Annotated in this window: 21 protein-coding genes; 11 read left to right on the forward strand and 10 right to left on the reverse strand. The window is 64.4% G+C overall.

Annotated features, from left to right (window positions below; translation table 11 throughout):
* Positions 1-85 precede the first annotated feature (85 nt).
* The 4 genes from FHY18_RS13440 to glpK all read left to right on the forward strand — a co-directional run bounded on the left by FHY18_RS13440 (position 86) and on the right by glpK (position 5,274).
* Positions 86-913, forward strand: a complete 828-nt coding sequence (locus FHY18_RS13440; RefSeq protein ID WP_259155924.1) for a DeoR family transcriptional regulator — start codon at positions 86-88, stop codon at positions 911-913.
* Between the two features lie 221 nt (positions 914-1,134).
* Complete coding sequence (gene glpD / locus FHY18_RS13445; RefSeq protein ID WP_259155925.1) at positions 1,135-2,649, forward strand: glycerol-3-phosphate dehydrogenase; 1,515 nt, start codon at positions 1,135-1,137, stop codon at positions 2,647-2,649.
* Positions 2,650-2,819: 170 nt separating this feature from the next.
* Complete coding sequence (locus tag FHY18_RS13450) at positions 2,820-3,641, forward strand: MIP/aquaporin family protein (RefSeq protein WP_259155926.1); 822 nt, start codon at positions 2,820-2,822, stop codon at positions 3,639-3,641.
* 133 nt (positions 3,642-3,774) lie between these two features.
* Complete coding sequence (gene glpK / locus FHY18_RS13455) at positions 3,775-5,274, forward strand: glycerol kinase GlpK (RefSeq protein ID WP_259155928.1); 1,500 nt, start codon at positions 3,775-3,777, stop codon at positions 5,272-5,274.
* Between the two features lie 115 nt (positions 5,275-5,389).
* Here the strand turns inward: glpK and FHY18_RS13460 are convergent, their stop codons facing one another.
* Positions 5,390-5,902 carry a nuclear transport factor 2 family protein gene (locus tag FHY18_RS13460; RefSeq protein WP_184409551.1) on the reverse strand — a complete coding sequence of 171 codons (513 nt, stop codon included), beginning with the start codon at positions 5,900-5,902 and terminating at the stop codon, positions 5,390-5,392.
* 212 nt (positions 5,903-6,114) lie between these two features.
* Entirely contained in the window at positions 6,115-7,302 is a 1,188-nt protein-coding gene (pobA, locus tag FHY18_RS13465; protein ID WP_259155929.1) for a 4-hydroxybenzoate 3-monooxygenase, read from the reverse strand.
* Between the two features lie 96 nt (positions 7,303-7,398).
* Here pobA and FHY18_RS13470 point away from each other — a divergent pair, with 96 nt between their 5' ends.
* On the forward strand, positions 7,399-8,295 hold the full coding sequence (locus tag FHY18_RS13470) for a helix-turn-helix domain-containing protein (RefSeq protein ID WP_259155931.1): 897 nt from the start codon (positions 7,399-7,401) through the stop codon (positions 8,293-8,295).
* 134 nt (positions 8,296-8,429) lie between these two features.
* On the opposite strand, the gene FHY18_RS13475 is transcribed toward FHY18_RS13470, so the two are convergent.
* The 6 genes from FHY18_RS13475 to FHY18_RS13500 all read right to left on the reverse strand — a co-directional run bounded on the left by FHY18_RS13475 (position 8,430) and on the right by FHY18_RS13500 (position 15,597).
* Positions 8,430-9,911 carry a benzaldehyde dehydrogenase gene (locus FHY18_RS13475; protein WP_259155932.1) on the reverse strand — a complete coding sequence of 494 codons (1,482 nt, stop codon included), beginning with the start codon at positions 9,909-9,911 and terminating at the stop codon, positions 8,430-8,432.
* A 31-nt stretch (positions 9,912-9,942) separates the two neighbouring features.
* The gene (locus FHY18_RS13480) at positions 9,943-10,710 is read right to left on the reverse strand and encodes a coniferyl-alcohol dehydrogenase (RefSeq protein WP_259155935.1); all 768 of its coding nucleotides are present in this window, start codon (positions 10,708-10,710) and stop codon (positions 9,943-9,945) included.
* Between the two features lie 33 nt (positions 10,711-10,743).
* The gene (locus FHY18_RS13485; protein WP_259155936.1) at positions 10,744-11,766 is read right to left on the reverse strand and encodes a transporter; all 1,023 of its coding nucleotides are present in this window, start codon (positions 11,764-11,766) and stop codon (positions 10,744-10,746) included.
* A gap of 138 nt (positions 11,767-11,904) precedes the next feature.
* The gene (locus tag FHY18_RS13490; protein ID WP_181113038.1) at positions 11,905-12,435 is read right to left on the reverse strand and encodes a MarR family transcriptional regulator; all 531 of its coding nucleotides are present in this window, start codon (positions 12,433-12,435) and stop codon (positions 11,905-11,907) included.
* A 444-nt stretch (positions 12,436-12,879) separates the two neighbouring features.
* The gene (locus tag FHY18_RS13495) at positions 12,880-14,136 is read right to left on the reverse strand and encodes an HD-GYP domain-containing protein (protein ID WP_259155985.1); all 1,257 of its coding nucleotides are present in this window, start codon (positions 14,134-14,136) and stop codon (positions 12,880-12,882) included.
* Between the two features lie 150 nt (positions 14,137-14,286).
* Positions 14,287-15,597 (reverse strand): MFS transporter, encoded by a 1,311-nt coding sequence (locus FHY18_RS13500; RefSeq protein ID WP_259155937.1) that lies wholly within the window; start codon positions 15,595-15,597, stop codon positions 14,287-14,289.
* Between the two features lie 900 nt (positions 15,598-16,497).
* Here FHY18_RS13500 and FHY18_RS13505 point away from each other — a divergent pair.
* On the forward strand, positions 16,498-17,043 hold the full coding sequence (locus tag FHY18_RS13505; protein ID WP_259155938.1) for a gamma carbonic anhydrase family protein: 546 nt from the start codon (positions 16,498-16,500) through the stop codon (positions 17,041-17,043).
* A 21-nt stretch (positions 17,044-17,064) separates the two neighbouring features.
* On the opposite strand, the gene FHY18_RS13510 is transcribed toward FHY18_RS13505, so the two are convergent.
* Positions 17,065-17,331, reverse strand: a complete 267-nt coding sequence (locus FHY18_RS13510) for a YkgJ family cysteine cluster protein (protein ID WP_259155939.1) — start codon at positions 17,329-17,331, stop codon at positions 17,065-17,067.
* 407 nt (positions 17,332-17,738) lie between these two features.
* Here FHY18_RS13510 and ilvD point away from each other — a divergent pair, with 407 nt between their 5' ends.
* On the forward strand, positions 17,739-19,577 hold the full coding sequence (gene ilvD / locus FHY18_RS13515; RefSeq protein WP_259155940.1) for a dihydroxy-acid dehydratase: 1,839 nt from the start codon (positions 17,739-17,741) through the stop codon (positions 19,575-19,577).
* A 128-nt stretch (positions 19,578-19,705) separates the two neighbouring features.
* Here the strand turns inward: ilvD and FHY18_RS13520 are convergent, their stop codons facing one another.
* A complete protein-coding gene (locus tag FHY18_RS13520) occupies positions 19,706-20,719 on the reverse strand; it encodes an integron integrase (RefSeq protein WP_259155986.1) in 1,014 nt (337 codons plus the stop codon).
* Between the two features lie 174 nt (positions 20,720-20,893).
* On the opposite strand from FHY18_RS13520, the gene FHY18_RS13525 reads away from it, so the two are divergent.
* The 4 genes from FHY18_RS13525 (at position 20,894) to FHY18_RS13540 (ending at position 24,041) form a co-directional block, all read left to right on the forward strand.
* Positions 20,894-21,721: a DUF5677 domain-containing protein gene (locus FHY18_RS13525; protein WP_259155941.1), complete on the forward strand. Its 828-nt coding sequence runs from the start codon at positions 20,894-20,896 to the stop codon at positions 21,719-21,721.
* A 363-nt stretch (positions 21,722-22,084) separates the two neighbouring features.
* Entirely contained in the window at positions 22,085-22,447 is a 363-nt protein-coding gene (locus FHY18_RS13530) for a hypothetical protein (protein ID WP_259155942.1), read from the forward strand.
* A gap of 69 nt (positions 22,448-22,516) precedes the next feature.
* The gene (locus tag FHY18_RS13535) at positions 22,517-22,843 is read left to right on the forward strand and encodes a hypothetical protein (protein ID WP_259155943.1); all 327 of its coding nucleotides are present in this window, start codon (positions 22,517-22,519) and stop codon (positions 22,841-22,843) included.
* An 811-nt stretch (positions 22,844-23,654) separates the two neighbouring features.
* A complete protein-coding gene (locus FHY18_RS13540) occupies positions 23,655-24,041 on the forward strand; it encodes a glyoxalase/bleomycin resistance/dioxygenase family protein (RefSeq protein WP_259155944.1) in 387 nt (128 codons plus the stop codon).
* Positions 24,042-24,200: the final 159 nt, after the last annotated feature.

Here is a 24,200-nt window from a genome sequence, read left to right on the forward strand (position 1 = left end):
CAACATGCGCTCTGCGGCGGCGTGAATCGCCCCGCACGCCGGACGGACACTCGCCAGAGACTGCCGTGCTTGCATCCTCACGCGCATGCGCGATCATCTGCGCATGGAGTCAACTCACTACAGGACTGTCCCGGCGCCGGCATTGAACCCGCGCCAGGAACAATTGGTGGCGCTGGTGCGGCAGCAGGGCTTTGCCGATGTCGAAGGCCTGGCCACGCGCTTTGAGGTCACCCCGCAAACCATTCGGCGCGATCTGACCTTGCTGTGCGATGCCGGCGTGCTGCGCCGCTATCACGGCGGCGTCAGCATGCCTTCGAGCGTGGAAAACCTGGCCTACACCGCGCGCAAGGCGCTGCAGGCACGCGAGAAACAGCACATCGCCACACACGTCGCGCGCTTCATTCCCGACGATGCCTCGCTGTTCATCAATCTCGGCACCACCAACGAGGAGGTCGCGCGCGCGTTGCTGCAGCATCGCGGCCTGCGCGTGATCACCAACAACCTCAACGTGGCGGTGATGCTGAGCGCCAACCCCAGTTTCGAGGTGATCGTGGCCGGCGGCGTGGTGCGCGGGCGCGATCAGGGCGTGACCGGCGAGGCCACCGTGGAACTGATCCGCCAGTTCAAGGTGGACTTCGGGGTGATCGGCATTTCCGGCATCGACCTGGACGGCACCCTGCTGGATTTCGACTACCAGGAAGTGCGCGTGGCCCAGGCCATCATCGAGCACTCGCGGCAGGTGGTGCTGGCCGCCGACTACAGCAAGTTCGGCCGCAACGCCATGGTGCGGCTGGGGGCGATCGCCCAGGTGCACGACTGGTTCACCGACCGACCGCCGCCGCAGGAACTGGCCAAGGTGCTGGCCGAGGCCGGCACCCGGGTGCACCTGGCAGATGCCGACAGCGGCAACTGAGATTGTTCGTTTAAGTGCGTTTGTGACCCGCGGACTTCGGCTCAACGCCAATTTTCGATTTGCTCAATGAATTGATTTCCACCAATCTATTGCCTTTATCGTTTAACTCACCTTGATTTACAGGCAATCCATTTCTTCACGCCCCGAAAAGGTTTGATGTTCGAATATGTTCGAACATGACAACTTAGGTTCGCTCGTAGCGCACCTGGACGGAGGCACCGATGGGCGAGACGTACGATCTTCTGGTGGTAGGCGGCGGCATCAACGGGGTCGGCATCGCCCGCGATGCGGCCGGACGTGGCCTGTCGGTGTGCCTGTGCGAGCAGGACGATCTGGCTGCGCATACCAGCAGCGCCAGTACCAAGCTGATCCATGGCGGCCTGCGCTATCTGGAGCAGTACGAGTTCGCGCTGGTCGGCAAGGCGCTGGCCGAGCGCGAAGTGCTGCTGCGGCTGGCCCCGCACATCATCTGGCCATTGCGCTTTCTGTTGCCGCATCAGCCGCATCTGCGTCCGGCGTGGATGATCCGCGCCGGCCTGTTTCTGTACGACCATCTGGGTGGCAGCAAGCGCAGCCTGCCGCGCTCGCGGCGCCTGTCGCTGCGCACTCACCCGGTCGGGCAGCCGTTGCAGGAATCGCTGCGCACCGGCTTCGTGTACTCCGACGCCTGGGTGCAGGACGCACGGTTGGTGGTGCTCAATGCGATGGACGCGGCAAAGCGCGGCGCCCAGATCCACACCCGAACGCGCTGCGTGGGTGCCTGGCGCGATGCCGGGTTCTGGTACGCCGAGCTCGAGGACCGCGATGGTCGTCGCCGCACCGTGCAGGCGCACGCACTGGCCAATGCCGCCGGGCCGTGGGCGGTGTCGTTCCTGGACAAGGTGGCCGCGGTGCCGCATCAGCACGCGCTACGCCTGGTCAAGGGCAGCCACATCGTGGTGCCCAAGCTGTTCGATCACGATCACGCCTACATCTTCCAGCAACCGGACCGGCGCATCGTGTTCGCCATTCCGTACGAGCACGACTTCACCTTGATCGGCACCACCGACGTCGACTACGAGGCCGACCCCGCCGCTCCCCGGATCGATGCGGCCGAGATCCAGTACCTGTGCGATGCGGTGAACCTGTATTTCCAGCAACAGATCAGCCCTGCCGATGTGGTGTGGAACTACAGTGGCGTGCGCCCGCTGCTGGACGATGCCGAAGACAATGCCGCCGAGGTGACGCGCGACTATCAACTGGAAGTCATCACCGACGGCGCGCCGTTGCTCAATGTGTTCGGCGGCAAGTTGACTACCTACCGCAAGCTCGCCGAAGAGGCCGTCGACCGGCTCACGCATGCGCTGGGCGCACGCAAGCCGGCATGGACCGCGCGCGGCGATGCGCTGCCGGGTGGTGAACAGCGCGATATCGCCAGCCTGCTTGAGCGCGTGCGCAACGCGCGCCCCTGGCTGCCTGCCGCCACCGCGCAGCGGCTGGTGCGCAATTACGGCACCTGCGCGGAACCGCTGCTGGGCGATGCGCAGGATGTGGCCGGCCTGGGCGAGCACTTCGGTGCAGACCTGTACCAGGCCGAGGTGGACTACCTGCGTCACCACGAATGGGCGCAGACCGCCGACGATATCCTGTGGCGTCGCAGCAAACTCGGGCTGCGGATCGATGCGGAGGGACGTCAGCGGCTGGAAGCGTACCTGCAGACGCAGGCGCTCCAATCCGCCGAGCTCGCGACCGTTTGAACACACCGCGTTGCCGGCGAGGACGGGTCGTCCGGCAACGTATCCTGGCGCACTGCCTGCATCACCCCGTGGAGGGCACCCCCGATGAGCACGACCCACTCCCCCTGCGCGCCGACGCGCGTGTTGCAATCGCCTGCGCGTTGCGATGATCCTCTCGCGAGCATGCGCGCATGAACCGCCAACTCGTAGGTGAGTTGATTTCCGAAGCGGTCGCGATGTTCATCATCATCGCGCTGGGCGACTCGGTCGCGGCGATGTACATCCTCTATGACCCCAGTCCCTATCAGAACGCCTATTGGGGCGTGTGTATCGCCTGGGGCCTGGCAGTGACGCTGGCGATCTATGTCACCGGCTCGGTGTCGGGCACGCATGCCAATCCGGCGGTGACGCTGGCGCTGGCGCTGTTCCGCGATTTCTCGTGGAAAAAGGTGGTGCCGTACTGGATCGCCCAGGTCATCGGCGCCTTCCTGGGCGCGGCCATCGTCTATCAGTTGTACGGGCCGGTGATCGACCATTTCAACCAGGTGCAGCAGCTGACGCGCGAAGCCGGCGGCGCGGCCGGTGTGTTCTTCACCGCACCTGGCCTGGCGGTCACGCCGATGCATGCGCTGGTCGACCAGATCATCATCACCGCGTTCCTGATCTTCGGCATCTTCGCCATCACCGAACAATTCAACGAAGCCGCGCCGACCGCCAACTCCGGCGCGCTGATGATCGGTCTGCTGGTGGCGACGCTGGGCGCGTCGATGGGTTATCTGGAAGCCTGGGCGATGAATCCGGCGCGCGATTTCGGCCCGCGCCTGTTCGCCTACTTCGCCGGCTGGGGCGAGGCAGCACTACCGGCCAAGGACAACTACTGGTGGATCCCGATCGTCGGACCGTTGATCGGCGGCCCGATCGGCGCGCTCGCCTACCAGTGGCTGATCCTGCCCTTCCTGCCGGCACGCGTGCGCCATCTGCAGGCCGGCAAGCCACCGCTCGATCCGCGCTGATCGCACTGCTGCACGACTGACAGCACGGCGCCGCTGCCGGACAGGCCCTGGATGTATCGGCCTTTCGAGCAGCGGCGTGCATTGCCCACTTTCTCGCCGCGCGCCAGCGCCGGCATTGTTCGAGGAATCTCCGATGGAAAAGCAATACGTCCTTGCGATCGATCAAGGCACCACCAGCTCGCGCGCGATGCTGTTCGATCGCAACGGCAAGGTGGCCGGCGTGGCGCAGCGCGAGTTCGGCCAGATCTTTCCGCAGCCGGGCTGGGTGGAACACAACCCGCGCGAGATCATGACCAGCGTCTACACCACGATCACCGAGCTGCTCAACAATGCGCAGATCGATGCGCGCTCGATCGCCGGCATCGGCATCACCAACCAGCGCGAGACCGCGGTGGTGTGGGACAAGGCCACCGGCCAGCCGATCTACAACGCCATCGTGTGGCAATCGCGGCAGACCAAGGACATCTGTACGCAACTCAAGGACGCCGGGCACGAGCAGATGGTGCGCGACAAGACCGGCCTGCTGATCGATGCGTATTTTTCCGGCACCAAGGTCAAATGGATCCTCGATCACGTCGACGGCGCACGCGAGCGCGCGCGCAACGGCGAACTGGCCTTCGGCACCATCGACAGCTGGCTGATCTGGAATCTCACCGGCGGCAAGGTGCACGTCACCGACTACACCAATGCCTCGCGCACCTTGATGTACAACATCCACACGCTGGAATGGGATGCCGAGCTGCTGGCCATGCTCGACGTGCCGAAGGAGATGCTGCCGGAGGTACGCTCGTCCAGCGAAATCTACGGCATGACCCAGACCCAGTATTTCTACGGCGAGCAGGTGCCGATCGCGGGCATCGCCGGCGACCAGCAGGCGGCGTTGTTCGGCCAGGCCTGCTTCGAACCGGGCATGGCCAAGAACACCTACGGCACCGGTTGCTTTGCGCTGATGAATACCGGCGACAAGGCGGTCGCGTCCAAGGCCGGCTTGTTGACCACGATTGCCTGGGGCATCGACGGCAAGGTCGAATATGCGCTGGAAGGCTCGATCTTCGTCGCAGGGTCGGTGGTGCAATGGCTGCGCGACGGCCTGCGCATGCTCGGCAAGGCCAGCGACTCACAGGCCTATGCCGAACGCGCCGGCGACAACGACGGGGTCTATCTGGTGCCGGCCTTCGTCGGCCTGGGTGCGCCGTACTGGCGCAGCGATATCCGCGGCGCGGTGTTCGGGCTGACCCGCGGCACCACCAAGGAACATTTCGTGCGCGCGGCGGTGGAATCGATGGCGTACCAGACCCGCGACGTGTTGACCGCGATGCAGGCCGATTCGGGTATCGAACTGAAGGAACTGCGCGCCGACGGCGGCGCAATCGCCAACGATTTCATGGCGCAGTTCCAGAGCGACATGCTCAACGTGCCGGTGCTGCGCCCGGAAGTGGCCGAAACCACTGCGCTCGGCGCGGCCTATCTGGCCGGCTTGGCAACCGGGTTCTGGAGCAGCCGCGAAGAGATCGCCAAGCAGTGGGCGGTGGATCGCCGCTTCGAGCCGACCATGGCCGAGGACAAGCGCGAACAACTGTATGCCGGCTGGCAGCAGGCGGTGGAAGCGACGATGGGCTTCCGGATCAGCTGAGCGCTTCCATCGAAACGACTGCGCCCACCATCGGGTGGGCGCAACGCTGGGGGAGCTAGTCGCATGGGACACGCATTGCAGGGCTGCAGGCTGCAGCCCTGCAATGCCGCAGCGATTACTGGCCGCCGGTATTTGCGCGACCGGCGATGGTGTCCGGGTCCCAATGTTCCTTGATCAGACCCTTTTCGATGCGGAACATATCGAACCACGTGGTGGTATAGGTCTTGCCGGGGTTACGCGGGTCCGGCAGCGTGCGCACCGACACCAGCGTGACCAGATCGCCATCGGCGGTGATGGCGACCAACGGCAACTGCACGCGCGGCTGCACCGGGGTCGGCTTCACGAAGGCAGTCAGGAATGCAATGAACGCATCGCGCCCATTGGCGACATTCGGGTTGTGCTGGATGTAGTTCTTGTCCATGTACATCGGTGCGTACTGCACCTGCCCGGCTTCGAACACGATGCGCCAGAAGTCGTAGACCAGCCGCTTGTTGGCGGTTTCGTACCAATTGGAACCGAGCAGCAACTTCTGGTGATTGGTGTTTTCAGTGACGGCGGTCTGCGCGAACGCCGCCATCGGTGCGACCAGCATGATCAGCAACAAGGCGCGGGAAACAATCTTTTTCATGGGGATCTCCTAGGAGGAAACGGGCCATGCGCTCACGGGGGAGTTGGCGCACGGCGCGATTGGGGCAATGACGCGTCCATGCACAGACAGCAACCGCCACGCGTCCACGCCACCCTACCGAGCACATCCGCTGTCGCGCTAGCCTACGCGAAGTGCACCAGGGCACTTCGCAACTGCCTGGTAATAAAAAAATCACCTTTAAACAGGCTGTCTCAGCGCACGGCCACCTCGGCCAGCGGCAGTCCCGCATAGTTTTCAGCGATGGTCGCGCGGCCGGCCTCGCTGCCGAGCAGATACTCCAGCTCGGCCTGGCGGATGCGCGCAGTGAAGGCATCTTCGTCGTCGAAGGTATGCAGCAGCGTAGTCATCCACCACGAAAATCGCTCGGCCTTCCACACCCGCTGCAGCGCCAGGGACGAGTACTGCCGCAACACATCGGCATCGCCGGAGGCCTTCCAGCGTGCGAACAGCTGCGAAAGCAGGCCGACATCGGCCAACGCCAGGTTCAGCCCCTTGGCGCCGGTGGGCGGCACAATATGCGCCGCATCGCCGGCCAGAAACAGGCGACCGTACTGCATCGGCTCGGCGACGAAGCTGCGCAGCGGCGCGATGCTCTTTTCGATCGATGGGCCGGTGACCAATTGTTCGGCCAACGCATCCGGCAAGCGTGCGCGCAACGCATCCCAGAACGCCGCATCGCTCCAGGCCTCCACACGGGCGTCTGCGGGTACCTGCACGTAATAGCGCGTACGCGTGGGCGAGCGCATCGAGCACAAGGCAAAGCCACGCCTGTGACGCGCATAGATCAGCTCATCGTGCACAGGCGGCGTATCGGCCAGCACACCCAGCCAGCCGAACGGATAGACGCGTTCGAACAGGCGCATCCGCTCGGCCGGGATGCTGGCGCGGCTGACCCCATGAAAGCCGTCGCAGCCGACGATGTAGTCGCAGGCAACGCGCATGCGGCCACCGTCATGCGTGAATTCCACGCTGGGTGCGGCGCTTTCCAGCGCGTGCAGGGTGACCTCGCCTGCGCCGTAGTAGGTCGGCGCGCCACTGCGCTGGCGCGCCTGCATCAGATCGGCCGTGACCTCGGTCTGGCCGTAGACCGTGACCCCACGGCCGCAACCGCGCAGCAGATCGATGCGCTCACGCTGGCCATCGAGCGACAGTTCGAAGCCATGATGCGGCAGGCCCTCACGCTGCAGGCGTTCGCCCACACCGGCACGTTGCAGCAACTCCACACTGCCCTGCTCCAACACCCCGGCGCGGATGCGCCCCAACACGTGTTGCGGTGTCTGCCGCTCGACGATGAGCGTGTCGATGCCGGCACGCAGCAACAGTTCGCCCAGCAGCAGGCCCGATGGCCCGGCGCCGATGATTGCAATTTGCGTCCGCATGGGGCGCTCCTGCCTTCAATGATCAGGCCTGCAGTGTCGGTAGCCAAACGCGACCATTGAAGGGATGATTGCGCGCAGTGCTTGGACTTTTCGACGATGCCTACACGCACACGCAATGCTGCTGCGATCGCTGCGGTTCCCGCCTTCGGCCTGTACGGCGAGCGGCACGCCGACGCGCCGGAATTACTGCATTGGGAATCGATTGCCGCGCGCAGCCGGCTGCACGACTGGCACATCACCCCGCACCGGCATGAAGATCTGGCGCAGCTGCTGTATGTGCAGCGCGGGCCGGCGACGCTGCAACTGGATGGACGCACCCAGCGTCTGCGTGGCGCCAACCTCGTGTGGCTGCCGCCGCTGTGCGTGCACGGGTTTGCGTTCGACCCGCGGGTACGCGGGCACATCATCACCTTGTGCATGCCTCTGGTACGCAGCGCGTTGAGTGCTGCGCCGCTGCTGCAATCCGGCCTGTCGATGCCGGCCATATTTCCGGTCAAATCATCGCAACGCCTGCTCGACGTATTGTTCGGCAGCATCGCCGACGACCATGCGCATCAGCGCGTCGGGCACGAGGCCGCACTGCAGGCCGCAGCGACGCAGCTGGTGATCTGGACAGCGCGCGCCGCACTGCAAGGCCTGCAAGACGCGGCCGTGGCCAACGCGCAAGCCGATCCGGCGCTGCGTCATCTGCGCGCGTATCAAACCCTGATCGACCGGCACTATCGCGCGCATTGGCCGATTTCCCGCTACGCCGACCAGCTGGGGCTGACGCCGGGACATCTCAATGCGGTGTGCCGGCGGCTTGCCGATGCCTCGGCCCTGGAACTGCTACAGCGCCGCATCATGCTCGAAGCACGGCGCAACCTGCGCTATACCAGTTTGAGCGTTCAGCAGATTGCCGCAGCACTTGGATTTTTCGATGCTGCGTATTTCAGCCGTTACTTCGCGCGGCATGCAGGCTGCTCGCCGACGCATTTCCGCACCGGCGAGTGAGTGGATCCAGCGCTGCTGGAACGCCGGAACAACGCGCCAAGCCACGGCGACGATCTGGACGCGGACACTGCGACGCGATCCCGCCATGCCTGCAGCCGGTGCCAGGGCCAATCCATCGACCTAGGCACCTGCCATCAGAACGGGTACTGCGGCACCTCGCTCTTGATCGTCAACCATTGCCAGTGCGTGTACTGCTCCCAATCGGCAGGACCACCGACGCTGGTGCCGTTGCCGGATGCGCCGGTGCCGCCGAACGGGTTGATCACTTCATCGGCCACGGTCTGGTCGTTGATGTGCAGCAAGCCGGTATGCAGGCGCTCGCCGAGCGCCAGCGCCCGCGACACCGAGGTCGACATGATGCCGGCAGCCAACCCATATTCGCCGTGGTTGGCCATTTGCGCGGCCTCTTCATCGGTGTCGAACACGGTGATGTTGATCACCGGCCCGAACACTTCCTCATCGAACACACGCATGCCCGGACGCACGTTGGACAACACGGTCGCTGCGTAGAACAACCCTTCGTTGGTTGCCCCGGCTTCCACCACCGCGCCGGCGGCGACGCTGTCGGTGACGATGTCGATCACGCGTTGCAGCTGGCGCTGATCGATGATCGGCCCCAATGCCACGGTGCCGCTGACCGGGTCGCCCACCGGCAGATGCCGTGCTTTTTCCGCAAGACGCTTGGTCAGCGCGTCGGCCACGCTGCGCTGTACCAGCACCCGTCCGGTGGCCATGCAGATCTGTCCCTGGTGCATGTACGCGCCGAAGGCAATCGCCGACGCGGCGCGGTCCAGGTCCGCATCGTCGAGCACGATCACCGCATTGTTGCCGCCCAGCTCCAGTGACACTTTTTTCAGGTGTCGCCCGGCAATTTCGCCGATGCGGCGGCCGGCCGCAGTCGAGCCGGTGAAAGCGATCATGGGTACATCAGGCGCTTCCACCAGCGCCTGGCCAATTTGCGCATCGCCGTGCAGCACGTGCAGCAACCCCTTGGGCAGGCCGGCTTCTTCCAGCACCTGCGCAATGATCACGCCACCGGTGTAGGGCGTGCGCGGATCCGGCTTGAGGATCACCGCATTGCCCATCGCCAATGCCGGCGCCACCGAACGCAGCGACAGGATCAACGGAAAGTTGAACGGCGATATCACCGCCACCACGCCCAGCGGCAGATGGCGGGCCAGGCTGAGCTGGCCGGCGCCGGTCGGCAGCACCTGCCCCATCGCCTGCAACGGCAGGCCGGCAGCCTGCTGGTAGAACACCACCGCTTCATCGACCTCACGCTGCGCCTTGGGCAGGATGCCGCCGGTTTCGCGTGCGATCAGCAATGCGGCTTCGGCACTGCGTGCCTGCATCGCCTGCGCGGCGCGGTGAAAGACCGCCGCGCGTTCGCGCGGCGCGGTGGCGGCCCAGGCGCGCTGCGCCTGTTTGGCCTGTGCAATGGCGGCGGCAACATCGGCCAGATCGGCCTTGCTCACCTCGTGCAACAACCCGCCGGTGGCCGGCTCATGGATCGGCAACGCGCCGCCGTGGCCCGGCACCCAGTCGCCATTGAAGATGCAGCCGTGCCACGCGGGTGTCGCATTCGCAGCAACCGCTGCGCTGGGAAGAGCATTCATGGTCTAGCCTCCTGCTGAAAATTGTGGGGAACTACAGCGTGGTCGATGCCAGGCCGCCGTCGACCGGCAGGGTGATGCCGTTGATCCAGCGCGCCGCATCCGATGCAAGAAACACGATTGCCTCGGCCACTTCGTCGGCATACGCAGGGCGCGTCATGCGCTTGGCGTCTTCCTTGACGCGCTCCTCGCCCAGCATGGCGGCGAAATCGCCGAGGATCGGGGTAAAGACCGGCCCGGGTGAGACGTTGTTGACGCGCACGCCGCGCTCGGCAAACCACGGCCGCGATTTCAGCAAGGTCCACACGATCAAGGCTTCCTTGAAGTATTGATAGCAGGTGTCGTGCGCCACCGGATGCGCGGCCAGCCAGGCCGTGCCGGCGTCGAAACTCTCGGCGGCGGCCAGTTGCTTGTGCAGGTCCAGCCGCTGCGGCCAGTCGGCGCCCAGGATCGAGGCGACATTGATGATGCCGCCGCCGGAAGCGATGCGCGGCAACAGCGCCTGGCTCAGATGACGCAGCCCCAGGTAATTGACGCGTGCCACCACATCCAGCGGTGCGGTACCCGGCACGCCGGCCACATTGGCCAACGCATCGATCTGCTCCGGCAGCGCGCGCACCAGCGCATCGATGGAGGCCGGATCGCCCAGGTCGGCCTGGTGGAAGCCATGCAGGGTCATCTGCACCGGCGTGCGATCCACACCGATCACCGTGGCGCCGTGGAACCGCGCAAGCCGTGCGACCTCTGCGCCGATACCCGACGCCACACCGGTTACCACGATCGTCTTGTTCTGCAAATTCATTGCCACCCTCCGTAGGAGCCAGCTGCGCCGGCACTAGAACACATGGACGTACTGCAGGTTGACGTTGTTGCCGGAAGCCGCGTTCCTGACCTCCACCGGCAGATAAAGATTGGCGAACAGTATGTTGTTGGCATCGAATCGCCATACGCCACCCGGGCCTGCGTAGAACACGCGCTGCCGGCTGTCGGGCACGCGCTGGCCATTGGTGCGGTTATCGCGAAATTGGGTGAGGTAATAGGCGTTGATGCCCAGTCGCACGTCCGGCACCACTTCCCAGGAGGTGGCGAAATTGATCCAGCCGGCATCGCCGGCCTGGCCGTTGCGGAAGTCGAACCCGTCGGGCAGGTTTGGCCGGCGCTCGCTGCGAAAGTTGTAGACGTAGTTCAGGCGTGCGCTGATTTCCCAGTTGGGTGTGGGCAGCACCGTGAACGCATAATTGGGGATCAGCGACCAATAGCCCGCGCCCTGGTTGAGATCGCGATCGCGGTCGAACTTGCCGATCGGTGCCACCGCGTCGAACTCGAACCGCTGCGAAAAGACCGGCCGCCCATCGCGCATCACCGGCAACATCTGCAGATACGGGCCGAAGGTCAGATCGCCCACCCCGGCGCCGTTGTCGCGCAAGGTGGCGATGCTGTTGCGACCGAACGAGGCATCCAGGTTGATCACTGGCAGCAGCGTGTTGATCCCCACCGCGCCACCGAACAATTGATAGGGCGTGACGTAAGCGACCTGGGTCAACAGCAGCGTCGAGTCGATGCGTGGGTTGTCGAACACCGGTACATCGTCGCCACGCGCGTCCTTCACCGAATCCAACGAGGTCTGTCGCAGGTAGGTGACCACCGCCCAGCCGGGTGTGGTGCGGGTGAAGCCATCCAGAAAACTCGTCCCGCCGGTGTTGAGGCCGTTGGTCAACGCCATGCTCTGTGGCACGCCCTGCGCAAGCGCCGCCGCGTTCGCAAGCAGCCCCACGATGCCGAGCGCCGCACGCACCCGCCACCCTGCCCCCCGTACAGCTACGCCACGCACCACCGATGATCGAATCACTGCGCACATCTCCAGCGTTGGAAGGAAACAGCGGGGCGTGCCACCTGGCACGCGATCAGGCAGGGGCGATCCCCGCGCTGCGTACGGCACGTGCCATCAAGACATTGCTGAGATCACGCTGCGCGGCAGAGCGCCGCCACAGGGGGCTTACGGCGTATCGAGCCGATCCAGGCGATCGAGCGCGCGCAGCAGCGGCGCCTCGCTGGTGCCGAGCACCGCACTGAGCTGCTGTTCCATGCGCAGCACCTCGGCTTCGGCATCGGTCAGCAGGGTGACGCCGGCCGGGGTCAACGACAGATGCTGCATGCGCCGGTCCTGACGCCCGCGCACCTGCCGCAGCAGACGGCGCTTGACCAGCCGCGCCACCACGATGGCCAAGTTCGGTGGCGAGACATGCAGCACGTCGCCGATCTGGCGCTGGTTGATGCCCGGGTTGCCATCCACCAGCATCAACAAGGAAAAATCGACCGGCTTCAGATCGAAGGCGGCAACGCATTCCTGAAACATCCGCCGCACCAGCAGCTCGGTGCGGGTGATGCGGTAGCCCAGCAGTCGCAGCAGACGCGCCTGGTCCACTGCGGTGATGGCATCGGGCAACGGTGCGGCAGTGGCAGTAGCGGGCATGACGGTTCTCGCGACAAAGGCGGCGGGCGGAGCGGTACGCGCCATGCGCCCGATCCGCAACGCCGATCCCCGGCGTGCAACGCATTGTAGACGCGGCCAGGCCTGGCGATGTGGATACGCAGGCTGTCGACACACGCCGGGACCAGGCGCGTGCGCATGTCGACACCGCGCCGTCGTTGCACGCCCGCGCCCGACAGCGATACAGCGCTGCGGTGTGCGGGGGGCGGCGGTGATCCAGGCACGAGGTGGACATGAGATCCGGTCGGCAAGTGATTGCGTTTCGTAATAGTTATAGATCATAACTACATTGCCAAGCTGCAGCGCAGCATGGTCGCGTTCGCTAGCGGGCGGGTGCCGGTCGGGTGTGGGGGCAAGTGCAGGGCGCAGCCAAGCCAGCTGCGGTGGCTGCCGTGGGGTAGGTGCCGCAGCGTTGTGTCGAGGTCATGGCTGCCCGCGCTGCCCATGCAGCGCACGGCAAGGCCGCCCTGCGCGGCGCGCTTACGGCAGCCAGAGTTTCTCGAGATCGCGGAAGCCCCAGTCGGTCGGGCTTTCCATCTGCGCGATACGGTCCTGGCAATCGGGCCGCGACAGGTCGATGTCCTGCACCAGCACGTGACTGCGCAGCTTGGCCGAATAGAACACGCGCACCTTGGGCTTGAGCAGCGCGTCCGGGGTCTGTTCGATCACCACGGCCAGCTTCTGCGATTCCAGCCGCACCAGCGAGCCGACCGGATAGATGCCCAGCCGGCGCACGAACGCCTGAAAGATCGCCGGGTCGAAGTGCCCCTTCCAGGAGGCCATCTGCTTGAGCGATTCGGCCGGGTCCCAGCCGCGTTTGTAGGGGCGGTCGGAACTGATGGCGTCGTACACATCGCACACCGCGCCCATCCGCGACATCAGCGAGATCTCTTGCCCGACCAGGCGGTTGGGGTACCCGCTGCCGTCCATCTTTTCGTGATGATGCAGCGCGATTTCCAGCACCACCGCATTCTGCACGCCGCCGGCCACCAGCAGGCGATGCCCATCCAGCGGATGCTGGCGCATCACCTCCATTTCTTCATTGGTGAGCCGGCCGGGCTTGTTGAGAATCTCCAGCGGCGTCACCGCCTTGCCCATGTCGTGCAGCAGGCCGCCCATCGCCGCTTCCACCACCTGCGCCTCGGGCAGGCCGAGTTGCCGCGCCAGTCCGCTCATCAGCCCGGCCACGGCCATCGAATGCAGGTAGGTGTAGTCATCGGCGGTCTTGAGCCGCGCCACGCTGATCAAGGCCTGCGGATGACGCAGCACCGAATCGTTGATGGCTTCCACCAACGGCATGGCGGCCTCGGTGTCGACAGTGCGCCCCAATCGCACGTCGCGAAACATCTCCTCCACCGTGTCGCGGCCGTCTTCGAAAATACGCCGCGCCCGCACCACTTCGGCTTCGATACCGACCTGCGCGGTGACGCTGTTGGTGCGCGCACTGCGCGCGGTGGGAGCCGGCTCCGGTGGTTCCGGTTCCGGCCCCGGCGTGGAGGGCGGCAGCGATGGCGCACCGTCCGCCTGCTGCTCGCCGACCGCCGCGCCCGTGTCCACATCCAGGCCGCGGGCGGTGTCGATCACCAGCTGCTCGATCCGGCTGCCATGGATCTTGTCCACGTCGTCGGAATCGACCAGGAACGATGTCTTCCAGAACGGATGGTGCACCCACGCACCCAGCAGCTTGTAGACATACATGCCGGGACGGAGTTGGTCGGAGTCGATGGTTCTGAGCATGCCGGCGCTGGTCTGCACGATGTCCACGGAAGAGTCCGCCAAGGGCTTGGCGGTCTCCGGAGTTATCGGCACCGGTGGCGATTTCTTTGGTCTGCGGGCGCAACCGTAGCTGCCTCCCCGGCCGGCATCGGGCACCGCCAGCCAAGCCGTTCAGTGCTCCGGCAGGCGCATCGCCACGACCGCAGCAGCGGCGAACAACAGTGGTACGCCGCAGGCCAGATACAACATGGCCGGCGACCAACCGGCATCCAGCAGCACCCCGGCGCACAGCGGCGAGACGATGGCGCCAAGGCGCCCGATCCCGATCGACCAGCCCATGCCCGTGGAGCGCACGGCTGCGGTAAAGACCACCGGCGCCACCGCATACAGCCCACCCATGGCCGCCGTCAGGGCTGCGCCGGTCAGCAATGCGATGGCAAATGCCCAGCTCAGCACGGTGCTGCTCAAACCGAATGCGGCCATCCCGACCGCCACCAGCACCAGTGCGCCGGCCGTGAGCCGCGACAGGCGCCCACGCAGGGCAAGCCAACTGAACAGCGTGCCGCCGACAATGCCGCCCAGATTCAACAGCACCCCGCCGGTGACGCCCTGCGCAGCCGACAGGCCGGCGGTGACCAGCAGCTTGGGGGTCCAGCTGAGCACAAAATAGAACCCGAACATCAGCAGGAAAAACGCCAGCGCGATCAGCAGCGATTGCCGCCGCAGCGCCCCCACGAACAAGGCCGCATACCCCTGCGCCTGTCCGCCCGCTTGCGCCGGTGGCAACGGCAACTGCGGCTGCGGCGGCATCCCCATGCGGGCCAGCACCGCATTGAAGCGCGCATGCGCATGGGGAGGCCGTCGGGCGATCAGGAATTCCAGCGATTCGGGCAAGAAGGCGAGCACCAGCGGCACGCAGAGCAGCGAACCGAGCGCACCGAGCCAGAACACCGATGGCCAGGACCAGTGTTGCAACAGCAGCGCTGCGATCGCTCCGCCGATCGTCGCCCCGACCGGGTAGCCGGTGGCCTGCAACACCGTCGCCGTGCTGCGCCAGCGTGAGGTGGAATATTCGGCCGCGGTCACCGCCACGCAGGCCAGCATCCCGCCGATCCCGACCCCGGTGAACGCCCGCAGCGCGCCCAGCTGCCACGCATTGCCTGCCGATGCGGATGCGCCCATGCCGACGGTCAGGATGGCCAGACACACCAGGATCAGCGCACGGCGACCGATGCGGTCTGCCAACGGCGCCAGCAACAGCGACCCCACTGCCATGCCGACCAGCCCGGCACTGAACAGCGCCCCCAGCAGCTTGCCCGACAACTGCCAGTCGGCCGACACATGCGGGGCGGTGAACGCCATCGCCATCACGTCGAAACCGTCGAGCATCGTCAGCAGCACGCACACTGCCACGGCCCTCCATTGGAACGGCGTCATGCGCTCCAGGACGAAGTGTACGGACGTTGAGGTGCTTTGCAGCATTGGCGTGGCCTGTGAGCGTGCTGATCTGGTGCAGCGTTGGCGCTCGTGCATTCCCGCTGCGGCAGGGGACGCCGCGCAGGCGCAAGCGTGAAGACCTGTGCGTGCGCGGCAGACACGAGCGATACGCCGCAATGGCATGCACGCTAGGCCGATTGCCGGTACCGTTCAAGACCGATTACCGCAGTGTTGTGCGCTTATCGGATGCAGGCCCAATGGCCTTCGCTTGCGCAGCGCTGCGTTCGGACGAGGTGTCTGCGTTGTCTGATGCGCCTCCAGACATGGCGCGCACTTGGCGATCAGATCGGGCGGCTGCATCGCTCGTAGCTGCGTCGTTACTTTCCGGCTGTTTCGAAATCGTCCTCAACGCGCGTGCGATGCGTGCCCGGGGCGTCGCGCCAACTCGCGCAAGGCGCCATCCCGGCAGCCAGCATCGCGGCAACGCTCTATGCGGCTCCGGACGGCTGAGGAAACGTGGCTGACAGTCGCCGGGCGGGTGTGGACTGAGCGCTCAGAAGCGGGATACGAGTGGTGCATGCCGATTCCGGATAGCGGGCGCGCCCGCCCGTTGGTCGCGCAGCAGTACTGCTGGCCGCTCCCGGTCGCGCATGCATCGTGGGCAGCTGCGGAGCCGCCTCTTTCGTCTGATCGTCTGATCGCCGGATCTGCGGCATGCGCATGCAACAGCATTGCGTGTGACTTCAAATCGCGTCACTCACCCGCTGCGATAACCACAGCATCACCCAGCACGCATCGATACGCACCGCCCTCTGCACCCACGACGCACATCTGCGTCATCTGCATCCAAGGCGCAGCACCGCCGCTGCCACAGCGACACGCACCGCACAGGTATCATCCACCGGTGTCCGCAGTTGGCGGCACGCTGACTTGCCGGAGAGTGCCGTGCCCCCGATTCGCCCGTTCCTGGACCACATCCCACAGCTGGGCGCGCGCGTCTACGTCGACCCGGCCTGCACCATCATCGGCAAGGTCAGCCTGGGCGACGATGTATCGGTATGGCCGGGCACGGTGATCCGTGGCGACGTCAATCATGTGCAGATCGGCGCGCGCACCAATGTGCAGGACGGCACCATCATCCACGTCAGCCACCACAGCCCGTTCAACAAGGCCGGCTATCCGACCGTGATCGGCGCCGATGTCACCGTGGGCCACGGCACCATCCTGCATGCCTGCACCATCGAAGACCTGTGCCTGATCGGCATGGGCGCCTGCGTGCTGGATGGGGCCACCATCAAACGCTACGGATTTGTCGGTGCCGGTGCGGTGGTGGGCCCGGGCAAGGTGGTTGGCGAGGCGGAATTATGGCTCGGCAATCCGGCCCGGCTGGCGCGTACGCTCAGCGACAAGGAAATCGAAAGCCTGCATTACTCCGCACAGCATTACGTGCGGCTCAAGGATCAGTATCTGGGCGGCACCGGCGGCGCCTGATCGTGGCGTGGGCAGGCGCCGTCAAGGCTGGGTCGCTTGCTCCAACGCAGCGAGCACGCGCAAGGCCTGCTCGCGCGAGTTACCGCACATTTCCATGGACGGCCGCAGGCTGCCGCAGACCGCAGGGCGCTGCGGCGACCCGAACAACCGGCAGCCCAACTGCGCGTCCAGCTGCACGCACGCCACCCCGGCCGGCTTGCCGTTGGGCATGCCGGGAATTGGCGAGCTGATCGAGGGCGCGATGCAGCAGGCGGCACAGCCGGCGCGGCACGACATGGCAGCGGTCATGTGCGCAGTTTAGAGCGGCCAGTAGCGCGTAGCGAGCGACCGTCCGGTGGATCTGGCCGAGGCACGCGAGGGCCGCAGTCCGCGTGATCGACAACGTCGCCGCGGGGCGGGCGCACCCGCCTGACGGTGAGCACAGTCGTTGCGGTGGCTGCTCCCGCACCGGCATGCCGGTGCGCAGCCTGGAAAGCGAGGGTGTCGCTGCGCATCGATGAACCGCTCGGCTGGCCGCATGCCTGCGTGGCCGCGCGCGCGCATCGCGTCCGTGCCCGCCTGGCGCTACGCTCCTGCCTGGCAGCTGCGTGCTACCGTGACCGATCACCAGAACCCGCCGTGACGGTTGCAGCAGCAACAGTCGCGACGCGCTCTAATTGCCAGCCACCGCTCGCTGATCAGTCGTCGACATCGCCATGCCCGAATACCGTTCCAAGACCTCCACCCACGGCCGCAACATGGCTGGCGCGCGCGCACTCTGGCGCGCCACCGGCATGCGCGATGGCGACTTCCACAAACCCATCATCGCCATCGCCAATTCCTTCACCCAGTTCGTGCCCGGGCATGTGCACCTGAAGGATCTCGGCCAGCTGGTCGCGCGCGAGATCGAACGCGTCGGCGGCGTGGCCAAGGAGTTCGACACCATCGCCGTGGACGACGGCATCGCGATGGGTCACGACGGCATGCTGTATTCGCTGCCCAGCCGCGAGATCATCGCCGACTCGGTCGAGTACATGGTCAATGCGCATTGCGCCGACGCGCTGGTATGCATTTCAAATTGCGACAAGATCACCCCGGGCATGTTGATGGCCGCGCTGCGGCTCAATATCCCCACCGTGTTCGTCTCCGGCGGGCCGATGGAAGCCGGCAAGACCAAGTTGGCCGAGCATAAACTCGACCTGATTGACGCGATGGTGATCGCCGCTGACGACAGCGCCTCCGACGAAAAGGTGGCCGAGTTCGAACGCAGTGCCTGCCCCACCTGCGGCTCGTGCTCGGGCATGTTCACCGCCAACTCGATGAACTGCCTGACCGAAGCGCTGGGCCTGTCGCTGCCGGGCAACGGCACCGTGGTGGCAACGCACGCCGACCGCGAACAGCTGTTCCTGCGCGCCGGACGCGTGGCGGTGGAGCTGTGCCATCGCTGGTATGGCGGCGAAGACCCTACCGCCCTGCCACGCGGCATCGCCACCTTCGAAGCCTTCGAAAACGCGATGACCCTGGACATCGCGATGGGTGGCTCGACCAACACCATCCTGCATCTGCTTGCAGCGGCGCAGGAAGGCGAGGTGCCGTTCGGCATGCGCGACATCGACCGCCTGTCCAAGCGCGTGCCGCAGCTGTGCAAGGTCGCCCCGAACACGCCGAAGTACCACATCGAAGACGTGCACCGCGCCGGCGGCATCATGGCCATCCTCGGCGAGCTGGCGCGTGGTGGGCTGCTGCATACCAACGCGGCAACCGTGCACGCACGCACACTGGCCGACGCCATCGCGCAGTGGGACGTCACCCAGACCGACACTGAAACCGTGCACACGTTCTACAAGGCCGGCCCGGCCGGCATCCCCACGCAGATCGCCTTCAGCCAAGCCACACGTTGGGACACCTTGGACACCGACCGCAGCGAAGGCTGCATCCGCGATGTCGCGCACGCGTTCTCGCAGGAAGGCGGCCTGGCCGTGCTGTACGGCAATATCGCCCGCGACGGTTGCGTGGTGAAGACCGCGGGCGTGGACGAATCCATCCACGTCTTCGAAGGCAATGTGCGTGTCTTTGAGAGCCAGGATTCGGCGGTCAAGGGCATCCTTGCCGACGAAGTGAAAGCCGGCGACATCGTGGTCATCCGCTACGAAGGCCCCAAGGGCGGCCCCGGCATGCAGGAAATGCTCTACCCCACCAGCTATCTCAAGTCCAAGGGCCTGGGCAAGCAATGCGCCCTGCTCACCGACGGCCGCTTCTCCGGCGGCACCTCGGGCCTGTCGATCGGCCACGCCTCGCCGGAAGCCGCCGCAGGCGGCGCGATCGGCCTGGTGCGCGACGGCGACAAGATCCTGATCGATATCCCTCACCGCTCGATCAACCTGCTGGTGTCCGACGAAGAGCTTGCCAGTCGTCGCACCGAGCAGGACGCCAAGGGCTGGAAGCCGGTGGAGGTGCGCCCGCGCAAGGTCACCACGGCGTTGAAGGCGTATGCGTTGCTGGCGACCAGTGCGGATAAGGGTGCGGTGCGCGATAAGGCGATGCTGGACGGCTGAAGCATTGCCATGAAGACCGGAGATTTTTAGCGGTGTTCATCGTCTCCGGGCATCGGACTGTAGGAGGCACTTCAGTCCCGACGCTGGCCGCAAATACCACAGCGGGTTGGTTTTTCTTGCCCGCAGCGTCAACCACCGCCGAGGCCCAGCCCATCCAGCGGGCTGTGCACCGCCGATGCACCGCGCCCGAGCACATGCGTGTAGATCTGCGTGGTTGCTACATCCTTGTGGCCCAACAGCTCCTGCACGGTACGGATATCGTGGCCAGCCTCCAGCGGGTGCGTGGCGAACGAATGCCGCAAGGTGTGGCAGGTCGCCGGCTTGTCGATCCCCGCACGGCGCCGTGCCGCCTGCACCGCACGCTGCAGGATCTCCTCCGACACGTGATGCCGACCAACTCGGCCACTGCGCGGATCCACCGATCGACGCGCGGCGGGGAACAGATGCTGCCAGCCGGGCTCGACATCGGCATTGGGATACTTGCGCGCCAGCGCATGCGGCAGGAACACCCGTCCTGCTCCCTCGGCGAGATCAGCGGCGTGCAGCAGCAGCGCCCGCTCGTGCTGCTGCATTAATGTCCCTCGCAGGCTGTGCGGCAGCGGCACCCGCCGATCCTTGCCGCCTTTGCCGTCGCGCACCACGATCTCGCAACGCACCATGTCCACATCCTTGATCCGCAACCGCAGGCACTCCAGCAACCGCATTCCGCTGCCGTACAGCAGCCCCGCCATCAGCCGACACGACCCCTCCAGCATCGTCAGCAAGCGCGCCACCTCCTCGGTCGAGAGCACCACCGGAATACGCCGCGGCCGCTTGGCGCGCACCAGATTTTCCATCCAGGGCAACTCCACGCCCAGGACCTCGCGATACAGGAACAGCAGTGCTGCCAGCGCCTGATTCTGCGTGCCGGCCGACACCTGGCCCCGCGTCGCCAGTTCGGTGAGAAACGCCTCGACCTCTGCCTGCCCCATCTGTACTGGATGCCGTTTGCCGTTGGCCAGAATGAAGCGTCGGATCCAGCCCACATACGCCTGCTCGGTACGCAGGCTGTAGTGGCGAAGCCGCAGCCGACCACGGACCTGATCCAACAGCTTGGGGGTCAGACGCCTAGTTACGCCTGCATCGTCACGGGTGTAACTCATACGCCTGCTCAAACGTCGGATAACGCAACCAGCATCGACGTAAAGACGGCCGGTTGCCATCCGGCAAGTCATTGTTACGGAATAGGAATTCCCCCTTCCCAGACCTCCGGCCTTAGTCGATACTTGGCGCAACACCGCTTTTAGGCGGTCCAATATTAGTTAGCGCTCAAAGCAATGTCCCTGGCACTCATAAACAAACTGTTGGGGCGCCCTGCGGCAAACGCCAGCACTGCCGCATCTGACGACTACAAAGAACGCATCAAGGCGTTCGAGAGCGTCCTTAGTGACTGCCTCAATGTCTCTCGCAACTGCGCCGGCATCCCAGCACCAACGGGTGCCCACTTCTATGCCAGCGTTCTGTTCACAACGCTGTGCGCTCGCGGCGTCAGTTTAGCGATCTTGGCTCCAGGCACGTCATGGTCAAAGAAGGTCACTGACCACTGGGACTACGACTCACTAGCTGTACTTGTCAGATCCCTGCTCGAGGTAAGGCTCGCGTTCTTCTACTTGTGCATCGAGCAATCCACTCAAGATGAGTGGGAGTGTCGCTGGAACATCTTCAATCTCCATGACTGCACGGCAAGGATTCACATGTTTGAGGAGATGGATCCAACCTCAACCGACATTCCGGGGTTTCAGACGCAGGCCGCTGAGCTTAGAGAACGACTCAATAGCAATGCATTCTTCTTGGCTCTCCGTGCGTCAGACCAGCGCAAACTCCTTCATGGCAAGAGTGCATATCTCGCGCCGCTGGAGACAATTGCTGCCGCAGCTGGCGTGGAAGTTCAGCAGTTTCGTTGGCTATACAAGTTCCTTTCCAGCCATGTACATGGCCTTCCCTTGTCGTTCTACCGCACCGGCCAGTTCGACGAGCGTGGCCGCGGGGTGCATTGCGAGGTTGAGGATAACTACAGTTGCTTGTGCGTTTCCTTCGCTCTTACGCTACTGGTGTCCGCGCGAGACGAAATGGAGGCACTGTTTGTTCCCCACGTTGAGCGCTAACAATTCATTCAAGCCGAAGCCGCTTCGCGGCTCGGCTTAATTCAGGCGTTAGGCCTCGGTGGAAAGCTCAATGCTTACCTACGCAGACGGATCACCAATCCAGGTCGGAGACTCGGTTCTGCTGGAGCACGGCCAGACACCGGGGACCGTTGAGCTTGTCGTCCTCACGCCCGCCGAGATGGAGGCTATTGGCGTTGAGGAGCCCGGCGTCATGCTCTTGTCGCCGCCATTTGGCCGCGTCTACCTGCCAAAATGGTCCTTGCAAAATGAGCCTCTGCAGTTTGTTTCTCATGGGCCGTCGGCCTAACAATTCATTCAAGCCGAAGCCGCTTCGCGGCTCGGCTTAATTCAGGCGTTAGGCCCGTGACCAGCTCCTTCCATTGCTCAACATGCGGCATCGTCATTGCTAGCGATCTAGCGCCGCTGCCCATAGGCGTTTCCCTCAACCAGAAGGACGGCGAGGATCTATTCTCCCCCGGCTACTTTGTGGTCTCGGACGGGGAGTTTGAGCCCGAGTGCCCTGGTGACTTTCTGGTCAATTTCAGAGATCTTCAGCACACTCAGCATCACCAGGATGGCTCCAGGCTCAATGGCTGCTGCGGCCTCGATGGTTTAGATGGTTTCAACTTGCTGTGCTCCAACGGCCATGAGATCGGCACAGAGCGCAGTGATTGCTGGCTCCCTCATCATGCCGTCTTGGCTTGCGGAGAGATCAGGCGAGCCTAACAATTCATTCAAGCCGAACCCGCTTCGCGGGTCGGCTTAATTCAGGCGTTAGGCCTAGCTGGAGAGGTTATGGCATCCAAAGTCCTTCTTACCGTCCTTGCGGTCGCCTGCCTTTTCCTCAGTTACCGTGTGCTTCGTCTTGAGACTGAGGTGCATCAGCTCCAACGCAACGCGGCAATTGCGGTGCTCTCTGCCGAGATCGCGAACAAGAAGATCGGCGCTATTGCACCGTACTTCCGAGAAGACAAGGACGCCTTCGCCAGCGCCTGGATTGATGATTCAAACATGCCAGGCGCAGTCTTTCCCGATTCTGTGCTAGTCCCACTCAAGAATGAGCTTGCTCGCAAACGGTCGGACCCGTCATCGCAACAACTCAAGGCTGAGACCTTCCGATAGGCTAGGCCTAACAATTCATTCAAGCCGAACCTGCTTCGCGGGTCGGCTTAATTCAGGCGTTAGGCGGTGGTGGAGCAAATGCGTTGGTGGTTGCCGCTTCGGTAAGGTCGCTGGCGTGCATGCGCTCGGCTCCGGGTATCAGTCATCACCGTTGTAGACTTCGGTAAGTTCGGTGCTTCGCGCTCGTACGTTTTTGCCGCGCTGTGCTCGTTGTACTTGGCTTCGGTGGCATCACGCACCGCTGCATCGCTGGGCAAGCTCCATCTCGCAAGCTGTGGCACACTTGGTCCAGGCGGCAGTGCTGGGGAGCATGGTTGCACCATCCAACCTTCGCGGCCACTCACTGCCTAACAACTCATTCAAGCCGAAGTTGCTTCGCAACTCGGCTTAATTCAGGCGTTAGAGCCCTTTGGAAACTTGGCAGCCCGTTACAGTCGTTGAGCTTGAGGCGCTGGTGGCAGATCAGTTCCCTAGCTGCTCGCCTACCCAGCAAGCTGCATTCGCCCCATATCGCGTGCCGTTTTATTCAGTCCCTTTCCAGCGCAGCCGTGCCTTGGGCCAGGTCCTTGTCGTTGCGGAGTTGCCATCTGGCCTGCTCTACTACGAGGATGTTGAGGAGGGATTTGAGGTTGGGGTGCTAGATGCTGACGGCATCCTGCAGGACCATGGCTGCAACCAGTTGGAGTTGACTCATGCGCTGTCGCGGGCAGGGCTCTAACAATTCATTCAAGCCGAACCCGCTTCGCGGGTCGGCTTAATTCGGGCGTTAGGCCGCACAGGTACACTCTCGCTCTCGCACAGGAATCACTGCATGGCAGGGCCCGCTCGCGCTGGACTCTTCATTTACGCAAAAAACCTCGCCAACTTGGCCGGCTTCTACGAGAAGCTTCTTGGGCTGGCTCGCGTCCGCTCCACCGATGAGCTCGTAATCCTGAGCTCTCCGGAGCTCCAGATCATCGTTCATGCCATGCCTGCCCTCGTCGCGCGCGAGACAAGTATCACTTCGCCGCCGGCCATTCGGGACAACGCTGCCTCTAAGTTCTTCTACACCGTCCCCAGCCTGCCGGATGCGCAGGCCGTAGCAAACTCGCTTGGTGGCCAGGTGCTTCCCGAGCAATGGCGCGGGCTGGGCTTCATCGTCCGCAACGCCGTGGATCCAGAGGGCAACATTTTCCAGTTGCGCGAAGGTGCGCCCTAACAATTCGTCCAAGCCGACGCCGCTTGGCGCCGCGGCTTAACTCAGGTGTTAGGCGGCACTGAACCTATGCGCACATTCGTAATTTTCCTCACTATCGCGGTCTGCGCTTTCGTTATTCCGCTCGGCTTCCGATTCTCTCCAAACAAGCTCTATCTACTG

The sequence above is a fragment of the Xanthomonas sp. 3793 genome (genome assembly GCF_024806835.1).
Classification (GTDB): Bacteria; Pseudomonadota; Gammaproteobacteria; order Xanthomonadales; family Xanthomonadaceae; genus Xanthomonas; species Xanthomonas arboricola_F.

Coding starts and splice junctions, on each gene's coding strand:
- FHY18_RS13470 (WP_259155931.1), top strand. CDS start 7,399: ATGCCTACACGCACACGCAATGCTGCTGCGATCGCTGCGGTTCCCGCC.
- FHY18_RS13500 (WP_259155937.1), bottom strand. CDS start 15,597: ATGCTGCAAAGCACCTCAACGTCCGTACACTTCGTCCTGGAGCGCATG.
- FHY18_RS13475 (WP_259155932.1), bottom strand. CDS start 9,911: ATGAATGCTCTTCCCAGCGCAGCGGTTGCTGCGAATGCGACACCCGCG.
- FHY18_RS13510 (WP_259155939.1), bottom strand. CDS start 17,331: ATGACCGCTGCCATGTCGTGCCGCGCCGGCTGTGCCGCCTGCTGCATC.
- ilvD (WP_259155940.1), top strand. CDS start 17,739: ATGCCCGAATACCGTTCCAAGACCTCCACCCACGGCCGCAACATGGCT.
- FHY18_RS13485 (WP_259155936.1), bottom strand. CDS start 11,766: ATGTGCGCAGTGATTCGATCATCGGTGGTGCGTGGCGTAGCTGTACGG.
- glpD (WP_259155925.1), top strand. CDS start 1,135: ATGGGCGAGACGTACGATCTTCTGGTGGTAGGCGGCGGCATCAACGGG.
- FHY18_RS13440 (WP_259155924.1), top strand. CDS start 86: ATGCGCGATCATCTGCGCATGGAGTCAACTCACTACAGGACTGTCCCG.
- FHY18_RS13480 (WP_259155935.1), bottom strand. CDS start 10,710: ATGAATTTGCAGAACAAGACGATCGTGGTAACCGGTGTGGCGTCGGGT.
- FHY18_RS13525 (WP_259155941.1), top strand. CDS start 20,894: ATGTCCCTGGCACTCATAAACAAACTGTTGGGGCGCCCTGCGGCAAAC.
- FHY18_RS13450 (WP_259155926.1), top strand. CDS start 2,820: ATGAACCGCCAACTCGTAGGTGAGTTGATTTCCGAAGCGGTCGCGATG.
- pobA (WP_259155929.1), bottom strand. CDS start 7,302: ATGCGGACGCAAATTGCAATCATCGGCGCCGGGCCATCGGGCCTGCTG.
- FHY18_RS13520 (WP_259155986.1), bottom strand. CDS start 20,719: ATGAGTTACACCCGTGACGATGCAGGCGTAACTAGGCGTCTGACCCCC.
- FHY18_RS13460 (WP_184409551.1), bottom strand. CDS start 5,902: ATGAAAAAGATTGTTTCCCGCGCCTTGTTGCTGATCATGCTGGTCGCA.
- FHY18_RS13540 (WP_259155944.1), top strand. CDS start 23,655: ATGGCAGGGCCCGCTCGCGCTGGACTCTTCATTTACGCAAAAAACCTC.
- FHY18_RS13495 (WP_259155985.1), bottom strand. CDS start 14,136: ATGCTCAGAACCATCGACTCCGACCAACTCCGTCCCGGCATGTATGTC.
- FHY18_RS13535 (WP_259155943.1), top strand. CDS start 22,517: ATGGCATCCAAAGTCCTTCTTACCGTCCTTGCGGTCGCCTGCCTTTTC.
- glpK (WP_259155928.1), top strand. CDS start 3,775: ATGGAAAAGCAATACGTCCTTGCGATCGATCAAGGCACCACCAGCTCG.